16 protein-coding genes are annotated in these 17,855 nt (G+C 38.5%); 13 read left to right on the top strand and 3 right to left on the bottom strand.

The window, feature by feature from the left end:
• The first annotated feature begins 162 nt into the window (after nucleotides 1–162).
• The 5 genes from gyrB (at nucleotide 163) to I5349_RS03570 (ending at nucleotide 7,136) form a co-directional block, all read left to right on the top strand.
• The gene (gyrB, locus tag I5349_RS03590; protein WP_226389358.1) at nucleotides 163–2,121 is read left to right on the top strand and encodes a DNA topoisomerase (ATP-hydrolyzing) subunit B; all 1,959 of its coding nucleotides are present in this window, start codon (nucleotides 163–165) and stop codon (nucleotides 2,119–2,121) included.
• Nucleotides 2,122–2,376: 255 nt separating this feature from the next.
• On the top strand, nucleotides 2,377–4,497 hold the full coding sequence (gene ppk1 / locus I5349_RS03585) for a polyphosphate kinase 1 (RefSeq protein ID WP_226389357.1): 2,121 nt from the start codon (nucleotides 2,377–2,379) through the stop codon (nucleotides 4,495–4,497).
• A gap of 34 nt (nucleotides 4,498–4,531) precedes the next feature.
• Nucleotides 4,532–5,827: a bifunctional folylpolyglutamate synthase/dihydrofolate synthase gene (locus I5349_RS03580; protein WP_226389356.1), complete on the top strand. Its 1,296-nt coding sequence runs from the start codon at nucleotides 4,532–4,534 to the stop codon at nucleotides 5,825–5,827.
• Between the two features lie 2 nt (nucleotides 5,828–5,829).
• Nucleotides 5,830–6,489 carry a tRNA (guanosine(46)-N7)-methyltransferase TrmB gene (gene trmB / locus I5349_RS03575; protein ID WP_226389355.1) on the top strand — a complete coding sequence of 220 codons (660 nt, stop codon included), beginning with the start codon at nucleotides 5,830–5,832 and terminating at the stop codon, nucleotides 6,487–6,489.
• Nucleotides 6,489–7,136, top strand: a complete 648-nt coding sequence (locus I5349_RS03570) for a phosphatase PAP2 family protein (RefSeq protein ID WP_226389354.1) — start codon at nucleotides 6,489–6,491, stop codon at nucleotides 7,134–7,136. The genes trmB and I5349_RS03570 overlap by 1 nt, the downstream gene beginning before the upstream one ends.
• An 11-nt stretch (nucleotides 7,137–7,147) precedes the next feature.
• On the opposite strand, the gene I5349_RS03565 is transcribed toward I5349_RS03570, so the two are convergent.
• On the bottom strand, nucleotides 7,148–8,716 hold the full coding sequence (locus I5349_RS03565) for an ArnT family glycosyltransferase (RefSeq protein WP_226389353.1): 1,569 nt from the start codon (nucleotides 8,714–8,716) through the stop codon (nucleotides 7,148–7,150).
• Nucleotides 8,717–8,851: 135 nt separating this feature from the next.
• Here I5349_RS03565 and I5349_RS03560 point away from each other — a divergent pair, with 135 nt between their 5' ends.
• The gene (locus I5349_RS03560) at nucleotides 8,852–9,784 is read left to right on the top strand and encodes a glycosyltransferase family 2 protein (RefSeq protein WP_226389352.1); all 933 of its coding nucleotides are present in this window, start codon (nucleotides 8,852–8,854) and stop codon (nucleotides 9,782–9,784) included.
• A complete protein-coding gene (locus tag I5349_RS03555; RefSeq protein WP_226389351.1) occupies nucleotides 9,777–10,634 on the top strand; it encodes a lysylphosphatidylglycerol synthase transmembrane domain-containing protein in 858 nt (285 codons plus the stop codon). The genes I5349_RS03560 and I5349_RS03555 overlap by 8 nt, the downstream gene beginning before the upstream one ends.
• Nucleotides 10,635–10,641: 7 nt before the next feature.
• Here I5349_RS03555 and I5349_RS03550 read toward each other — a convergent pair whose 3' ends face one another.
• Nucleotides 10,642–11,376, bottom strand: coding sequence for an energy transducer TonB (locus I5349_RS03550; RefSeq protein ID WP_226389350.1), 735 nt, complete (start codon nucleotides 11,374–11,376; stop codon nucleotides 10,642–10,644).
• A 98-nt stretch (nucleotides 11,377–11,474) separates the two neighbouring features.
• The gene (trpF, locus tag I5349_RS03545; RefSeq protein WP_226389349.1) at nucleotides 11,475–12,101 is read right to left on the bottom strand and encodes a phosphoribosylanthranilate isomerase; all 627 of its coding nucleotides are present in this window, start codon (nucleotides 12,099–12,101) and stop codon (nucleotides 11,475–11,477) included.
• Between the two features lie 193 nt (nucleotides 12,102–12,294).
• On the opposite strand from trpF, the gene I5349_RS03540 reads away from it, so the two are divergent.
• The 6 genes from I5349_RS03540 to I5349_RS03515 all read left to right on the top strand — a co-directional run bounded on the left by I5349_RS03540 (nucleotide 12,295) and on the right by I5349_RS03515 (nucleotide 17,796).
• Nucleotides 12,295–13,011 (top strand): hypothetical protein, encoded by a 717-nt coding sequence (locus I5349_RS03540; protein ID WP_226389348.1) that lies wholly within the window; start codon nucleotides 12,295–12,297, stop codon nucleotides 13,009–13,011.
• 64 nt (nucleotides 13,012–13,075) lie between these two features.
• Nucleotides 13,076–14,341: a S8 family serine peptidase gene (locus I5349_RS03535; protein WP_226389347.1), complete on the top strand. Its 1,266-nt coding sequence runs from the start codon at nucleotides 13,076–13,078 to the stop codon at nucleotides 14,339–14,341.
• A 63-nt stretch (nucleotides 14,342–14,404) separates the two neighbouring features.
• Nucleotides 14,405–15,061, top strand: coding sequence for a ribulose-phosphate 3-epimerase (rpe, locus tag I5349_RS03530; RefSeq protein WP_226389346.1), 657 nt, complete (start codon nucleotides 14,405–14,407; stop codon nucleotides 15,059–15,061).
• Between the two features lie 58 nt (nucleotides 15,062–15,119).
• Nucleotides 15,120–15,707, top strand: coding sequence for a penicillin-binding protein activator LpoB (locus I5349_RS03525; protein ID WP_226389345.1), 588 nt, complete (start codon nucleotides 15,120–15,122; stop codon nucleotides 15,705–15,707).
• Between the two features lie 16 nt (nucleotides 15,708–15,723).
• Complete coding sequence (locus I5349_RS03520; RefSeq protein WP_226389344.1) at nucleotides 15,724–17,142, top strand: COG3014 family protein; 1,419 nt, start codon at nucleotides 15,724–15,726, stop codon at nucleotides 17,140–17,142.
• Nucleotides 17,143–17,274: 132 nt separating this feature from the next.
• Nucleotides 17,275–17,796 (top strand): hypothetical protein, encoded by a 522-nt coding sequence (locus I5349_RS03515; RefSeq protein WP_226389343.1) that lies wholly within the window; start codon nucleotides 17,275–17,277, stop codon nucleotides 17,794–17,796.
• The last annotated feature ends 59 nt before the right edge of the window (nucleotides 17,797–17,855 follow it).

Below are 17,855 nucleotides of genomic sequence, written 5' to 3'. Positions count from 1 at the left end.
TAATCTTAAATATTGATTGTAAGCCTTGCCTACGGTATTCACAGAATAGGTTAGAGTTTATCAAAACAGATGTATTTTAATCCGTATTTTTTCCGTATTATTACAGTTCAAATGAGGTAAAAAAGCCTCATTTTTCTTATTTTTGAGTTTTTACAAAGAATTATGAGCGAGGATAAAGAAGTAAAGAACAAGGATTATTCAGCAGGTAATATTCAGGTCCTAGAAGGACTGGAAGCAGTAAGGAAAAGACCAGCCATGTATATCGGTGATATAGGTGTCAAAGGTCTTCATCACATGATTTGGGAGGTTGTAGATAACTCCATAGATGAAGCTATGGGAGGTCATTGTGATGAAATCTCCGTTACTGTCAAGCCTGATAATTCCATATTAGTAGAAGATAATGGTCGAGGGATTCCAGTTGATATTCACCCTAAAGAGAAGAAGTCTGCACTAGAGGTCGTGATGACGGTCTTGCACGCAGGTGGTAAGTTTGACAAAGATACTTACAAAGTATCTGGAGGTCTTCACGGAGTAGGGGTGTCGTGTGTCAATGCACTTTCTATTCACTTGGGCGTAACTGTTCATAGAGACGGAAAAGTCTATGAGCAAGAGTATAGCAAAGGTATACCTCAATACTCCGTTAGAGAGATTGGTACTACTGATAAGAGGGGTACTATTGTACACTTTAAGCCTGATGGAGAGATTTTCACTACTTTGGAGTATAAGTACGAGACGATAGCCACTCGTTTGAGAGAGCTTTCTTTCCTCAATGCCGGAATCAAAATTCACCTAAGAGACGAAAGAGAGTTAGATGATGATGGTAATCCAAAGTATGATTACTTCTTCTCAGAAGGTGGTTTGACTGAGTTTGTGCTTTATCTAGATTCTACTAGAGAGAAGTTGATCTCATCACCTATTTATATCGAAAGTGAGAAAAATGGCGTCCCAGTACAAGTAGCGCTAAACTACAATACATCCTATTCTGAAAATGTCGTTTCTTACGTCAATAATATCAATACTATAGAAGGAGGTACACACGTAGCGGGCTTTAGAAGAGCACTTACTCGTACCCTTAAATCTTATGCTGAAAAGTCAGGCTTGCTTAGCAAAGTGAAACTTGAGATCAATGGTGATGACTTCAGAGAAGGTCTCACAGCGATCATTTCAGTCAAAGTAGCTGAGCCGCAGTTTGAAGGTCAGACAAAGACTAAGTTAGGTAACTCAGATGTCATGGGTGCTGTGGATACTTCTGTAGGGGAGACACTTCAGTACTGGCTAGAGGAACATCCTAAAGAGGCGAAAGTCATCGTAGATAAGGTCATTCTAGCAGCGCAAGCGAGACATGCAGCTCGTAAAGCCCGTGAGATGGTACAGCGTAAAAATGTACTCACAGGTACGGGTCTTCCTGGTAAACTGGCTGACTGTGCTGAAAGTGATCCGTCACTTTGTGAACTATATCTTGTAGAGGGTGACTCAGCGGGTGGATCTGCAAAGCAAGGAAGAGATAGAAACTTCCAAGCGATTCTTCCATTGAGAGGTAAGATCCTCAATGTAGAAAAAGCACAAGAGCATAAGATCTATGATAATGAGGAAATCAAGAATATGATCACAGCTCTTGGTGTCAGCTTTGGTACAGAGGATGATGAAAAAGGTCTCAACATGACAAAACTCAGGTATCACAAAGTGATCATCATGACTGATGCGGATATTGACGGATCTCACATCAGAACGTTGATTTTGACTTTCTTCTTTAGATATATGAGGGATTTGATCGAAAAGGGCTATTTATACATCGCACTACCGCCACTTTATCTCCTCAAGAAAGGCAGAGATGAGCGCTACTGCTGGTCTGAGTCTGAGCGTGCCGCTTTGATCAAAGAGATGGCTAAAGATGGCAAAGAAGACAGTGTAGGTATTCAACGTTACAAAGGTCTTGGTGAAATGAACCCTGAGCAACTTTGGACTACTACGATGGATCCATCTACACGAAGCTTAAAACAAGTGACGATCGAGTCTGCGGCTGAAGCTGATCACCTATTCTCGATGTTGATGGGTGACGAAGTTGCTCCTAGAAGAGATTTTATTGAGAAAAATGCCAAGTATGCTAAAGTGGACGTCTAATGTCATTATTGGCTAATCCAAATACTAAGAGGGGCATTTTTCAAATGTCCCTTTTTTTATTTTGTAGATTATAAAATATCTAGACTTTGGGTAGCTTTCGCTTGGTTTTGATTAATTTACCATCACAATACAACGACTCACTTTTTGAGCCGATTTATCATAATATGTGTTCAATTGAAACAAATAACAGATAGTCTCAGTAAGCTATTTTTTAATGATGCTACTATCTAGTATTTGACTTAAAGATATATCAAAATGAAAGCATTGGTTAATGATCGCTTTAGCAATGTCATCTATCAAAGTGACTTGATTAGTCGTGACCTCAGTTGGCTTCAGTTCAACTGGAGAGTCCTAGATCAGTGTAAAAAATCAAACAGAAGCATTTTTGAGCGCTTGAAATTTTTAGCGATTACTGCGTCTAATTTAGACGAGTTTTTCATGATCAGAGTAGGTTCGTTATACAACTACTTAGATTATGATAAAGAGCGTGTAGATTATTCTGGCTTACGAGAGGAGCCTTTCAAGATCAAGTTGATGGTGGAGAGTCAGCAGTTTCACAAAGAACAGCATGACTACTTCGTCAATGTGCTATTGCCCGCTACCCGAGAAAATGGATTTTTGCTTTCAAATGCTAAAAATCTAGCAGAGGAAGAGCAAGAAAAAATCAAAGACTACTACTACAAAGCGATCCATCCGATGCTCACTCCGATGGTATTTGATGGATATCATACCTTTCCTATTTTGATGAATAGGCTATTGATCTTTGGGGTAGTGACTAGAAACCACGGAGACAAAAAGGAAAACAGAAAGCTATCTTTTGTACAGATTCCGTCTAACATTCCACGTTTTTTCGAGGTAGAGAGAGAGGATATGGTAGTCTATATTCCTATTGAAGAGGTCATCAGAGAGCATATAGTCTCTCTCTTCAGAAATGTGGAAATAGAGTCCATCAATCTATTTAGAATCACCAGAAATGGAGACTTTACTTTGGAGGAAAGTGAAGATGTAGATGCTAATTTTCTTGAAGAAATCAAACGCAAGCTTAATACTCGTAAAACTGGTCGCGTAGTTCGAATAGAGGTGGAAGAGGGCTATAGCAAATGGATGATGAATTTGCTGAAAGGTCGTTGGGAACTTCAGGATGACTCGATTTTTAAAGTTGAGCGTAGTAGTCTGATGGATTTCACAGGTCTCTGGCAAGTGATCAATAACAGGCGTTTCAAGGATAAAATCCCAGCGATTCCTGATCCTGTGACACCTGTATCATATCCTACAGAGGGCGCTGACAATATTTTCCAAGTATTGAAGCGACAAGATGTTTTGTTACATCATCCCTATAATAATATTGAGCCTGTTTTTCAGCTATTAGAAAAAGCTGCTGAGGATCCCTATGTCATGGCGATCAAGATGACGATCTATCGTTTGGCGAAGGATTCACGGATCACTTCTGCTCTGCTCAAAGCAGTGGAAAATGGAAAACACGTATCGGTACTCTTTGAGGTCAAGGCTAGATTTGATGAGGAGAATAATATCAGAGAAGCTAAAAAACTACAAAAAGCTGGCTGTTTTGTGATTTTTGGAGTGAGTAATTTAAAAACACATACCAAACTGCTTTTGATCGTCCGCAAGGAAGAAGATCGTGTGACACGCTATGTGCATATGAGTAGCGGTAATTACAATGAGGAGACGTCTCGTTTTTACACCGATTTAGGACTTCTTTCTACCAATGAGATCTATGCCAATGATGTTTCAGAATTCTTTAATGTAATTACGGGTCATTCCATTCCGTCTGTTTACAAAAATCTCATCACTGCTCCTCGAGATATGCGAAATCAATTGATCGCTTTGATCAAAAATGAGGCGCAAAATGCCAAAGAGGGTAAACCAAGTGGCATTGTCATCAAAATCAATTCGCTTGAAGACAGTGAGATCATACATGCTTTTTATGAAGCTTCGCAAGCAGGCGTACCGATCAAACTCATCGTTAGAGGAATTTGCTGTCTCAGACCTGGAAGAGCGGGCTTGTCTGAAAATATTGAAGTCCTATCTCTTGTAGGTGATTTCTTAGAGCATTCACGAGTATTTTATTTTCATAACCAAGGTGAACCAAGACTCTTTGCAGGAAGTGCTGACATGATGGTGAGAAGTTTTGACAGGAGGTTAGAGTCTATCTTTGAGCTTTTGGATACAGTGCTCAAACAGCAGTTGATCAACTTGCTGAGGTATAATCTGCGAGATAATGTCAACTCTTACGTCATGCAAGAAGATGGTAGCTATGTGGCCAAAACAGTGGGGCCTGATGAAAAGCCTTTCAATGTACACAAGGAATTTTTCCATGTCACGATGAGTATTATCATGAAGGCAAAGCTCTTTTAAGCCATATATCACTAATAGATTACTTCCATTTTTGATGAATTATCAAGAGACTTTAGACTACCTGTATCAGTCGCTACCGATGTTTCAGCGTGTAGGACAGAGTGCTTTCAAAAAAGATCTGACAAATACACTGGCACTTTGTAAGTATTTGGGCAATCCTGAAAGAAAGTTCAGATCCATTCATGTGGCAGGTACCAATGGTAAAGGCAGTACTTCCCATAGCTTGGCAGCCGTATTGCAAGCTGCTGGATATAAAGTTGGGCTTTATACTTCGCCACATTTAAAGGAATTCACAGAGCGAATTAGAATCAATGGTCAGGAAGTTTCTGAGGACTTTGTGGTGAATTTTGTAGGAAATCATCAAGTGTTTATAGAGCAGTTAAAACCTTCTTTTTTTGAACTGACAGTAGGAATGGCGTTCGAAGCCTTTGCGCAAGAAGCTGTGGATATTGCAGTCATTGAAGTAGGTATGGGTGGTAGATTAGATTCGACTAATGTGATCGACCCAATCCTATCGGTCATCACAAGTATTGGTTATGATCATATGGCATTTTTAGGAGATACACTTCCTGCCATAGCTGGAGAAAAAGCAGGTATCATCAAATATCAAAGACCTGTAGTCATTAGTTTAGATCAGCCTGAGGTGAGGGAGGTTTTTGATCAAAAGGCGTCAATGATGCAATCGGATATTTATCATGCGATTGACTTTTTTGAGGTGCAAAAAACAGGTCAGGAAAACGGCTTCAGCAAATATCAAGTTTTTGATAAACAAAATGTATTGCAACTTAAAGAGTTGGTGTTTGGTTTAAATGGCAACTATCAACGTATGAACTTGCCAGGGATATTAACAGCCTGCTATTTACTGCAAAAGCTTGGCTACAATATTTCACTTGAGTCTATTCAGCATGGCTTAGCAGAGGTAGTTCATCTCACTGGTCTTAAAGGTAGGTGGCAAGTACTCCAAAACCAACCTATCATGATCTGCGATACGGGGCATAACGAAGCTGGTATCAAAGAAGTACTTGCTCAATTGGATACTTATCAATACCACAAGGTACACCTTGTAATCGGCATGGTACAAGATAAGGATGTAAAAAGTGTATTGATGCTACTTCCAAAAGCAGCAAATTACTACTTTTGCCAAGCGAAAATCCCTAGGGCTATGCCAGCAGAAAACTTAAAAGTACTTGCTGCTGAATATGAGCTAGTGGGAAAAGCATACCAAGATGTCGAGACAGCAATCAATGCCGCTAAATCAGAAGCGCAAGCAGACGACTTAATATTCATAGGAGGAAGTACCTTCGTAGTAGCAGAAATACCAGATTTGTAAGTGTGAGAAAGAAGCTATCCAGATTTCAAGATAATGAAGTAAACCCTAATGTCATTCAAGAAGGGAAACCTGTTTTTGAGACAATCAAAGGCAATTGGCAAAAAGATCATTTTAATAATTCAAAGCCTTTAGTAGTAGAGTTAGCCTGTGGTCGTGGTGAGTATACAGTAGGACTGGCTAGGGTATATCCGCACAAAAACTTTATAGGAGTAGACATCAAAGGTGCTCGTATCTGGGTAGGGAGTAAGCAAGCAATGAATGAGGGATTGCAAAATGTGGCTTTTCTCAGGACACAGATTCAAATGATCGATCGCTTTTTTGCTACAGGAGAAGTATCAGAACTCTGGTTGACATTTCCAGATCCTAGACCGAGAGATGGTGATGAGAAGAGACGTTTGACGCATCCTAGATTTCTAGACATGTATAAAGACATGCTCAGCAAGGATGGCATATTTCATCTTAAGACGGACAGCACAAGTTTATTTGATTATACATTAGAGGTACTTGAACAGCGAGAAGATATCTTAGACCTGATCTACACGAAAGATTTGTATCAATCACCCTACAATAATGATCATCATGGTATCAAAACCAAGTATGAACAAATCTTCTATGACAAAGGTGAGTCAATCAAATATTTAAGGTTTAAATTTGCAACCTAATGAGACAGACCAAGACAAATATTTTTATCAAGCTATACATCCTATCTTTGATAGTTGGAGCGATGCTATATTTTGTCTATCCCCAAGGCTCTATCGTTTTACTTTTCAATAAGTGGCACAATCCAGTCACTGATGTCATTTTTAGATTTCTCACTTATTTAGGAGATGGTCTATTCATGGCTGCTGTTGGCGTATTTTTCTTGTTTGTGAGGTATTATAATGCCCTTTTTCTAACTATAGTAGCGGTGATTCAGACTATTTTAGTCCAAGTTGGTAAACGACTGATCTGGCCAGATGCACCACGACCTTATAAGTTTTTTAGTGAGTTAGGTGTTGACCTTCATTTAGTAGAAGGAGTAAAGGCTCACTACTTACATTCTTTTCCTTCAGGTCATACCGCGGCAGCTTTTGCCTTAGCTTCTATCATCGTTTTGCTTTACCCTGCACGTAGACGTAGATTTGCCTCTTTACTCTTTTTAGGAGCTATTTTGGTGGCTATCTCAAGGATTTATTTAGCCCAGCACTTCTTTATTGATACCTATTTTGGTAGTATGATTGGTGTAGGCTCTGCATTTTTGGTGCATAGCCTATTGAAACCAATAGAAAGCGTTCCAGGCTTGCAAAAGTCTTTACTAAATAGGCATTGAATACCCAAGGTTTATTCTTTAATGACTACAATGGAGATGTTAGACTCAAAAAGGTCCTTTCCAGCATATATGATCTTTAACCCTGGAATTTCTGCTAAGTCTTTGAAGTACTTATTTCTAGTCAATAAGTAGCCATCTGGATTTTCTAAAAAGAAAGATGCAACTTCCTCTTTATTAAGAACTTGTATAGGTTTGGATAAATAAAAAGAGTAAGCTGAATTATAGCTTCTGTAATAGCCAAATCCCCTAGACACATCTAGTGTTTGAAGACTTTCTGTTACTGGATTTTTAGGGTCTACAGTAGCAAATGCTAACTGAAAGAAAATAATACTCGCTACAAAAAAAGTTGCTCCCTGATAGCGAATGGCAGCTTCATATCGTTTTTTGAAACCCAAATAGAAAGTAACAAGTCCCAAAATACTCACAGGTATCATATACCAACCTACATATGCTAGGTCTCTCAAACTATCATCTTCAGTAAATGCTAAGTATATTCCAATAGGAAAAGCTAAGCAGATGAGTAAAAATACTGATAAACTGATGAGGTAGGATGTTCTTTTTACCCAATTAAAGGCTGTTATCTTATTGATAAAATACCCCAATAAAATCGCTAAAAATGGATAACTCGGCACTGTATAATTGGGTAGTTTGGTACTGGAGATTGAAAAGAAAAGAATAATCACAGCGGCTGAGATAAGGGAAAATAGGAGCGCATGATTATTTCTTCCCTTCCACGCGATTATGAAAGCTTGTGGTATAAAGACGCCATACGGTAACATTCCGCCTAGTACAAATGCCCAAGTGATCAAGAAAAGCCCACCGTGACCCTCCATAGGTGCAGAAAATCTGCTCACGTTGTGTTTGAAGAAAAACTCTTCTATCCAAAGTCCGTCAGTAGCTTGATAAACTGCTATATACCAAGGCCCTGCTACTAAAAGCACGATCAATAGCCCGGTCCACGGTTGAAGCCACTTAATATTAGACCAAGTGAACTGTTTGGTCCATAATAAATAAAGTAGAAAGCTCAGTCCAGGGAGTGCTATGCCTACGGGACCTTTACTCAAGACTGCTAGACCGAGTGCTAGGTAGCAGATAATGATCCACCGTCTTTTCTTATCAGTGATCCCGGTATAAAAACTCAAAGAAGCAGCTGTCAGAAAGAAGATCAAGAAGGGATCAGGTACTGCCATGTGAAACTGTAGTGCTAAATGTAGAGAGCATACAAGGACAAATCCAGTATAATAGGCTACAGATTCATCAAAGTACTTTCTAGCAAATAGATAAGTCATTATGATCGTGGATACACCAGCCAGCGATGCAAAAAATCTAGCAGCAAACTCCCCATAACCAAAAAGCTCATAGGCTAGCATCATAAAAAAATAATGCAGGGGAGGCTTATCAAATCTCAGTTCATAGTTGAAAGTAGGCACTATCCAATTTCCAGATTCCCACATTTCACGCGCTGCTACCGCATTTTTAGCTTCATCAAGTGCATAAATGCTCAATCCACCGATATTGATAAACATGATGATCAAGCTCAAAATAAGGAGCGTGAAAAAATTGATCTGCTTTTTTGACATACCTTAAATCATGATTTCACACAAAAGTAACACAATATATCGCAAGGTATTGACGCTCTTATGTCAATTTTGAGTTAACAAACTGATGAGATTATAGACTCAAAACTTTAACTTGCCACTTTTAAGCATTATTCCATGAAAATATCAATTGTAGTCACAGTATATAACGAAGCGGATAATATAGCACCTCTGATAGCCAAAGTGGATGAAGCTATGAAGTCATTTGAATATGAGTTGATCTTAGTGGATGATGGCTCTAAAGATGCCACTGTAAAGAACATCAAGCTATTTGCTAATGATAAGTGTAAACTCATCGTTTTCAATAAAAACTATGGTCAAACAACCGCCATGTCAGCTGGGATAGATCATGCCATCGGTGAATATATCGTGACGATGGATGGTGATTTACAAAATGATCCATTAGATATACCACTCATGCTAGAAAAACTAGAAAATAAGGGCTTAGATGTCGTAGCTGGAAAGCGTGCTAACCGTAAAGATGGTTTTGTTTTTAGAAAATTCCCTTCTAAAATAGCCAATTGGATCATAAGAAATAGCACCAATGTACACTTGAGTGATTATGGTTGTTCGCTGAGAATTTATAAAGCTGAAATCGCCAAGAATCTAGGTTTGTATGGAGAGTTGCATCGTTTCATTCCTGTTTTGGCTAAGCTTCAGGGTGCTAATATGGACGAAATGGATGTGCGTCATCATCCACGTATTCATGGTGAGTCAAAGTATGGAATCGGACGAACGTTTAAAGTGATGAGCGATTTACTTTTGATGCTTTTCTTTCAAAAGTACTTTCAGCGACCTATCCATTTATTTGGTACTGCGGGATTGATCACTTTTCTCGTAGGAATGCTCATCAACTTCTACATGATCATCCTCAAAATCCTAGGAGAAGATATTTGGGGTAGGCCTTTATTGATCTTAGGAGTTTTGCTTACATTAGGAGGCGTGCAATTGATCACGTCTGGCCTTGTGGCAGAGATCATCGTCAGGACATATTATGAGTCTCAGGACAAGAAAACCTATCAAATAAAAGAAATCTATACACTTGGATAAGCGTCTAAAGACCATTCTGAAAACGATCGTAAAGCTGACGCTCACAGTTTTGGCTTTGTGGCTTGTTTTCAGTAAGATCGACACGCGCGAGACCAAGAACTTATTATTTGCAGTAGATTGGTTTTACCTGTTTTTGGCAATTATATTTTTCACCTTATCTAAAATAGCGGCTGCATTAAGACTATGGCACTATTTCAAAGCCATTGGTCTTCAGCTATCACATTATTACAATCTCAAATTGTACTGGATAGGTATGTTTTACAACCTCTTCCTGCCAGGTGGTATTGGTGGCGATGGTTATAAGGTTTACATCCTTCAAAAACAGTTTCAAATTGGAACCAAAAATCTAATTAAAGCCAGTTTATTAGATAGGATTAATGGAGTCGTTTCACTTGGTTTTTTAGCTTGTGGATTGATTTTATTACTTCCTATAAATGAGTTGATAGTCCCTTATCGTTGGATTTTTTGGATCGGACTCATTGTAGCATTCCCTATTTTCTACCTGCTTCATTTAGGTCTTTTCAAGAAGTTTAGAGAGGTTTTTGTCCCTACCAATTTATGGGCATTGACCGTTCAAGTTTTGCAATTAGTCTGCGCTTATTTTTTACTGAATAGTTTAGGTGTGTCTGAAAATCTGATAGCCTATATGGCTTTATTTCTGATTTCTTCTGTAGTTGCTGTACTCCCTTTTACCATTGGAGGAGTGGGAGCTAGAGAGCTTGTATTTGTTTTAGGACATCAATGGTTTGGTATTGAGCAGAATACTGCAGTGGCTTTTAGCTTGTTGTTTTTTTTGGTCACAGCGCTAGTCTCTATTCTAGGCGCTGTGACCAAAGTGAGGATTGACTAAACACAATTTATTGTGCTAGTCTAAAATTTATAGGTATTGTCATTAAAGTTACTTGAGCTTCTCCCTCTATTTTCTGAGGATTCCACTTGGGTGAAAGACGCATTACTCTTTCAGTTTCTTCCGATAGAGACTCATGAGGAGAGTTGATCACTTCGATGTTTGATACACTGCCATCCTTCTGGATGAGAAACTCCACCATTACTGTTCCTTGAATCCCCATTCTTCGTGCTTGAGTGGGGTACTTGACGTTTTTACCGAGGTATCTAAACCAGTCCATATATTCAGATCCAAAAGAAACTTCTTCTAATAAAGGATAGTGTGCTATCTCATCTCCATTATCATCCCAAACTTTTCCAGTTACTAATTTTCCATCATCAAAGTGGTCTTCACGCCTTAATCTACCATCTTCAAAATAGCTGCGTGCGGTGCCTTCAAGATTTCCTTTCTCATTGAAATAAGCATCCAAAATCAACTGTCCATCACCCGACCACTTTTGCCATGCGCCAATTTTGGTTTTTCTACCAAAATTTTGATAGGTACTTTTCTCTAGCAGTGCTCCATTTAACTGGTATTGATGTATTTCTACTTGATTGGAATCTGTTGGGTTATAGGTTTTGACCAAGTAGGCGCTAGCTTTATCCTCACTGGTTTCTCTGCCATATTGATCGATAAACTCTTTGTCATTTTGTGCAAAAGCAGTTATTCGACCGATACACAATGTGATAAGAAGTAGATATTTCATAACATAATATTTATATAATATGTAAACTATACAATATTAAGATATGATAATAAAAAAAGAAATTAAGGTGTAAAAAAAAGCGCCATTTGGCGCTCAGATTATTCTTCGACTTCTAGTTTTTCTAATATTTCTGCGAGATCGTCAAAGTCTTTAAGACCAGGTTTGATTTCTTCACCGCCCTTGAGTGCTATGCCTGAAATACCCGTATCTTGGATAATATCTTCTACATCACTAGGATTGATACCATAACCAAGGATCACTGTAGCTGATTGAGTAAGCTTTTTTAAGATATTGATCTCATCTGCTGCTATTTCATCTCGGTCTGCTTCTAAAAGTAAAACTACTTCCTGTTCCTCTAGCGATGGAGCTAAAGTCAGGAGGTCTTCCAATTTATCTAAATGATCAATATGCTGTTTTAAAATAAGCTTGTAGCTCGTGTTAAGCAACATCTGGAGTTGGTGCTTTTCATTGATTTGAATGAATTCGATAGATGGATAGTCTTTGATAATCTCCAAGATGCTATCTGGATGCGTATGCTCAAATTCCGCCACAAAGGCCACACCTGATATCCATTCAGTGATTTCTTTGTATTTGGCAGGGTCGATATAGCTACTTTGATCTTTTTCTAAGTTAAAACCCATGAGATTGACTTGCATACCAGCACAGTAGCGGGCATCACTTAGGTTATTGACTGTACTTATCTTGACAAATGTTTTTAAAGCCATCAGTTTAGGAATGTTGAAATGATAAATCTAGTTGCTTAACTATCGCAAAGGTAAGTTTTTTAATGTTTAAAGCGGAATATAATCAGACAATGAGTCTTAGACTTTTCCAGATCGATAGTTTATCAATGAAAATTCTGTAAAAGCTTACCATATATCTCTGGACAATGTTTAATTTGTGTTCTTGAAGTTTATTATGAAAAAGATAAGTCAATATTTAATCATTTTGATGGTAGTACTGACTGCTGTGAGTTCATGTGAATTGCCTGAAGGGGTAGTTCCTGATCCACCAGTGACTGATCAAAGAGATTATTATCCATTGAGAACAGGGCAGTTTGTAATGTATCAAGTCACTGAGACTACTTATTTTGGTATCAATGACCAAGAGACAGAGAATTACTTTTTGAAAGTTAGTGTGAGGGATCTCTTTTTCAATCTAGCTGGTCAGCCTTCATATGTCATTCATAGATCGAAAGGTACATCTGCTACGGGTACATTTGAGCTCGATTCCGTATGGAGTGCTAGAAAGGATGATGTTCGTGTGGTGTCCGTAGAAAATAATATTCCTTTTGTTAAGCTACAATTTCCAATAGCTGCAGGGAGAGTCTGGGATGGCAATGCACTGAATAGTAATCCAGCTGATGACTACACGGTAACAGAAGTTGGGGGCACTTATGAAGTCAGTGGAGAAGTGATACTTGAAAATACGATCACCATTAGCCAGAGCGATGAAGATGATCAAGTCACCTCTCGAGATGTCAGAACAGAGGTCTATGCACCTGATGTAGGAATGGTATTTGGATCATACGAAGTGCTTAGATATTGTACCAGAAGCGAGTGCCTCAATAGACAAATCATAGAGTCAGGTAAGTCGCTCACTATGAGGGTAGTAAGTTATGGAAGGGAAAGTTAAGCTGTTACTATTTTTCATTTGTATTTTTACAAGCTTTCCCTCATACTGTCAGTCAGGTTACTATTTGGTTTACTTTAAAGATAAGCCAAATGCAGAGCAGTCGCTTAGTCAAGCGTCTTCCTATTTATCTGCTAAGTCTATCTTGAGAAGAGATAAGCAACAAATTGATTTGGAAGCTTCTGATGCTCCAGTGGATATCAACTTCATAAATTCATTAAATGAAAATGGCTTCTTAGTCATTTCTACCAGTAAATGGCTTAATGCTGCTTTAGTCAGCATTCAATCAAATGAGCGAACTGCGATTGAAGAGTTTTCATTCGTGTCTCATATACAGTGGATAAAACCTGCTAACACTCCTAAAAATAGGACCTTAAATAATCTTCAAACTGTATTTTTTGACTTTTTACAATTTAAAATCAAGCCTAAGGTGAAGCCAAGCTTACCTATGGGAATGGAGGAAATGCATGCCCAAGGACTTAAAGGGGAGGGTTTGACAGTAGCTATTTTTGATGGAGGATTTAAGCATGTGGATAGGAAAAAGCCTTTTGGAAAAATAGCTGTATGGCAATCAAGAAACTTTGTAGATGCCTCGCAAAATGTCTATCAAAGAAACACTCATGGTACAGAAGTTTTGTCCATTCTTGCTTCATCCAATAATAAGTTTCAAGCGATTGTCCCAGATGCCTCCTATGTTTTATGTGTCACAGAAGACATTTATAGCGAGTACCCGATAGAGGAATATTATTGGACATTAGCAGCTGAGTATGCAGATAGTCTAGGAGTTGATATCATCAATAGTTCTCTGGGGTACAATCAGTTTGAAAATGAACAATTTGACTATCAAGTTTCAGATTTGCTTCAAGGAAAATCGATTATTTCCAAAGCCGCAAATATGGCTGCTCAAAAAGGGATGATCGTAGTCGTAAGTGCTGGCAATGAAGGACAAACTAAATGGAAAACTATTACCGCTCCAGCGGACGCAAGGGGAGTAGTCTCAGTAGGTGCAGCCAATAAATGGGGGGAGCGTGCTGCATTTTCATCTGTGGGGATGTTGGAGCAAATCTTCAAACCTGAAATTCTTGCACCTGGTGTGGGTATACCAGTCATTTCAAAAAAGCACATTAAACTCAAAAATGGTACTTCTTATGCCGCACCATTAGTGACAGGACTAGCAGCTGGGGTCTGGCAGCTTTATCCGCATCTATCAGCTAAGCAGGTGATTGAACTGATTTACAAATCCGCTGATCAATATTCCCAGCCAGATCAGAATAGAGGATATGGCATACCTGATTTTCAAAAGCTCGGTTTAGACTTTGATATACATGAGTAAGTACCTTTTTCTATTGGGATTTTTTAGCTTTTTTTGTAGCCATTATCTGAACTCAGACAAACTATGAAAAAGCCACTCATCGCTCCATCAGTATTAGCTGCGGATTTTGCCAATCTCCAATCAGAAGTAGAAATGTTGAATCAATCAGTCACAGATTGGATTCATATCGATATCATGGATGGTATGTTTGTGCCCAACATTTCATTTGGCCTACCAGTGACTGCTGCGATCAATAAACATGCAAAAAAACCGCTTGACGTACATTTGATGATAGAGCAGCCTGATCGATATTTACAAGCTTTCAAAGAAGCTGGAGCGGCTACATTGACAGTACATTATGAAGCCTGCACACACCTCCATAGGACGATAGATTATATCAAAAGTCTGGGTTGTCAAGCTGGTGTAGCACTTAACCCACATACCCCAGTTCATTTACTAACTGATATCATCGCTGATTTGGATTTGGTGTGTATCATGTCAGTCAATCCAGGTTTTGGAGGTCAAAAATTTATCCAGCATACTTATGATAAAGTAAAGCAACTGAAAGGTTTGATTATAACAAGTAAGTCAAATGCCCTAATAGAAATAGATGGAGGGGTCAATCTTCAAAATGCGCCTCTACTTGTTGAAGCTGGAGCAGATGTTTTAGTGGCAGGTAGCTTTGTTTTCAATGCTACTGACCCGATTAATACCATTGCTGATCTAAAAAATCTTTCCTAATCTTTTTTTAGGCATGAGATTTGAAAAATGTTAGTTTGTCATTTTTAAATTAAAATATATGAAACGAATTAGTCTTTCCATTTTATCACTTGCCTTGACGCTTCTTACGATGACGTCATGCACAAAATCTGTCACCAGAGTTAGTCCAGACCAAACCATCGATCTAAGCGGTAGATGGAATGATACTGACTCTAGACTTGTCGCTGAAGAAATGACCATGGATGCTTTAGGAAGTGCATGGCTCAATAGATTCTATCAAGCCAAAAATAAGGCCCCCGTAATGATCGTAGGTGTTATTACCAATAGAAGCAGTGAACATATCGAGGCAGAGACTTTTATCAAAGATATCGAGCGTGAATTCATCAAGTCTTCACAGATCAGAATCGTTCAGAATGCTGTTTTGAGAGAAAAAATCAGAGAAGAGCGAGCTGATCAGCAAAATTTTTCATCCCTAGATACACAGAAGAAGTGGGGACTCGAGTTGGGAGCTGATTATATGATGTTTGGTACGATCAACTCGATCACTGATATGGAAGGCCGTAAAAAAGTGATTTTCTATCAAATCAATCTAGAGCTTACGGACATTCAGACCAATGAAATCGTGTGGATAGGAGATAAGAAAATCAAAAAATACATAGTGAATTAAGCTTAAGCGATTTTCTATGATTTTTAAAAAGTCTTATAGACTGCATTTTTTTATGATGATGTTGACGATAGGTGCCACTAGTTGTGCTACCTATTATCAACTGAATTATCAATTCAATCAATCCTTTGAAAACGGTAACCTTCAGGCAGCTTATCAGCTGCTTGAGGGAAATACCAAAATGAGCCAAGGGAAAGATCGAATGCTATATTATCTCAACCTAGGTTCTACGGCTGCCGTGATGGGCAACTATGAAGAGAGTAATAAGCACCTTGAAGAGGCTTATAAAATAGGAGAGGATTACAGCAGAAACTATCTGAATGAAGCGGTTTCCTTTCTGACCAACCCAAAATTTGTACAGTATAAGCCTGAAGATCATGAGTTGCTTTTGATCCATTACTACAAAGCAATCAATTTCCTCAAACTAGCCGAATATGAATCCGCACTAGTCGAGTGTAGAAGGCTCAATAATAAGCTTAATCAAATCAATGGGAAGTATAAAGGAGAGAACAAGTTTAAAAGAGATGCCTTTATCGCTAACTTGATGGGAATCATCTATGAAGCTGATCAAGATTATAATAATGCCTTTATAGCCTATCGCAATGCTGTGGAGATCTATGAGGAGGACTACAAATCCCTTTTCAATCTGGATGTGCCGGATCAACTAAAGCAGGATGTGGTCAGAGCAGCTTATTTGACCGGGTTTGATGATGAAGCTCAAAGGTTCGAAAGTAAGTTTGGAATTAAATATCAACCTATTCCTATTGGTCATGGCCAATTAGTTTTTTTTCTAAACAATGGGCTTGGACCAGTCAAAGCTGAAACTAGTATCAATTTTGCCATAGTTGAAGGTAGTGGTGGTGTGCTAAACTTCACTAATGAGGCAGCAGGAATTAATATTCCTTTTAATAACGTCAACCTTAATGATGAGGAGAGAAAAGGACTTCAAGATCTTAGAGTATTTCGCTTGGCACTTCCCAAATATGTGGAGAGAAAAGAAGTTTTCACTTCTGCTAGTTTAGAGTGGAATGATCAGACTTTTCAATTACAAAAAGCTGAAGATGTCAATGCCATAGCCTTTCAATCGCTCAATCAACGGATGCTTGCAGAAATGAGTAAATCTCTATTAAGACTTGCTGTAAAAAAAGGCCTAGAAGCTCAAGTAAGAAAGGAAGACAAAGATCTTGGTGCGATCGTGGGATTTATCAATGCTGCTACAGAAATGGCTGATACGAGAAACTGGCAGACAATCCCTCATGAAATACACTATGCGAGATTAAATCTGCCTCCTGGTGAGCAGAAGGTGACATTTCATGCTAAGCCATCAGTTGGAGGTTTTAAGTCGGTGAAGCAGGATTTGAAAATGCCTATCTCAGCAGGAGCTACATCATTTTTTACTTTCTCTACATTAGAGCATTTGCCACCGGCTAACTACTGATTCTAGTTGTTTTGTGTTATTTTTCCTCCTTTTACCACAAAAAGTATGAATTAAATCATTTTATCCTTGGACTATTGGTCATTATACTTTTTATTTAAAGATTGTAAATGTTCAACTTAACTAATAAATAGTATGATTACGAAGTCGTTTTTAAACGCTGTAAAAAGAGCAAGTGCTTTATCTATGCTTTTTGTAGCTGTTTTAGCAGGTGGTGCTTTTGCACAAGATGAAGAAGTCACGGAAGAGGAGCTCGCAAAATATGTAGCCGTTGAAGATTCAACTGCAGCTTATGCGGCTGTGAGAAGTCAAGAATATTCACAGATGATCAAAGATCATGAATTGATGGATGGTGGTAGAAGATATGTAGCTCTAAAAGGTGCTTGGGGAAATGAAGAGAAACTTGCTAAAATTGAAGCGACTGAGGAAGAAATAGCAGCCTATCAGTACATCTTAGACGAATATGCTAAACTTCAAGAAGAAGTAAAGGAACTGAAAATTAGCTTGATCAAAGATGATGAATTTTGTGGCATTGCTACCTTTAATAAGGTAAATGCGGCTGTAAGAGCTGATCAAGAACTTAATGCAAAGTTCAAAGAAATGATGGCTGAGAAAAAAGAAGAAAGAGAAGGAGCTGCTGAGGATACAGAAGAATAGTCTCTAATGAGAATTGTATAAAACCCGAGATAATAAACTCGGGTTTTTTTATGCCCATT

The organism is Penaeicola halotolerans, from assembly GCF_016464625.1.
In the GTDB taxonomy this organism is placed as follows: Bacteria; Bacteroidota; Bacteroidia; order Cytophagales; family Cyclobacteriaceae; genus Penaeicola; species Penaeicola halotolerans.
Note: the sequence above shows the minus strand (reverse complement) of the source record. Positions and strands in the feature narration are given on the sequence as shown.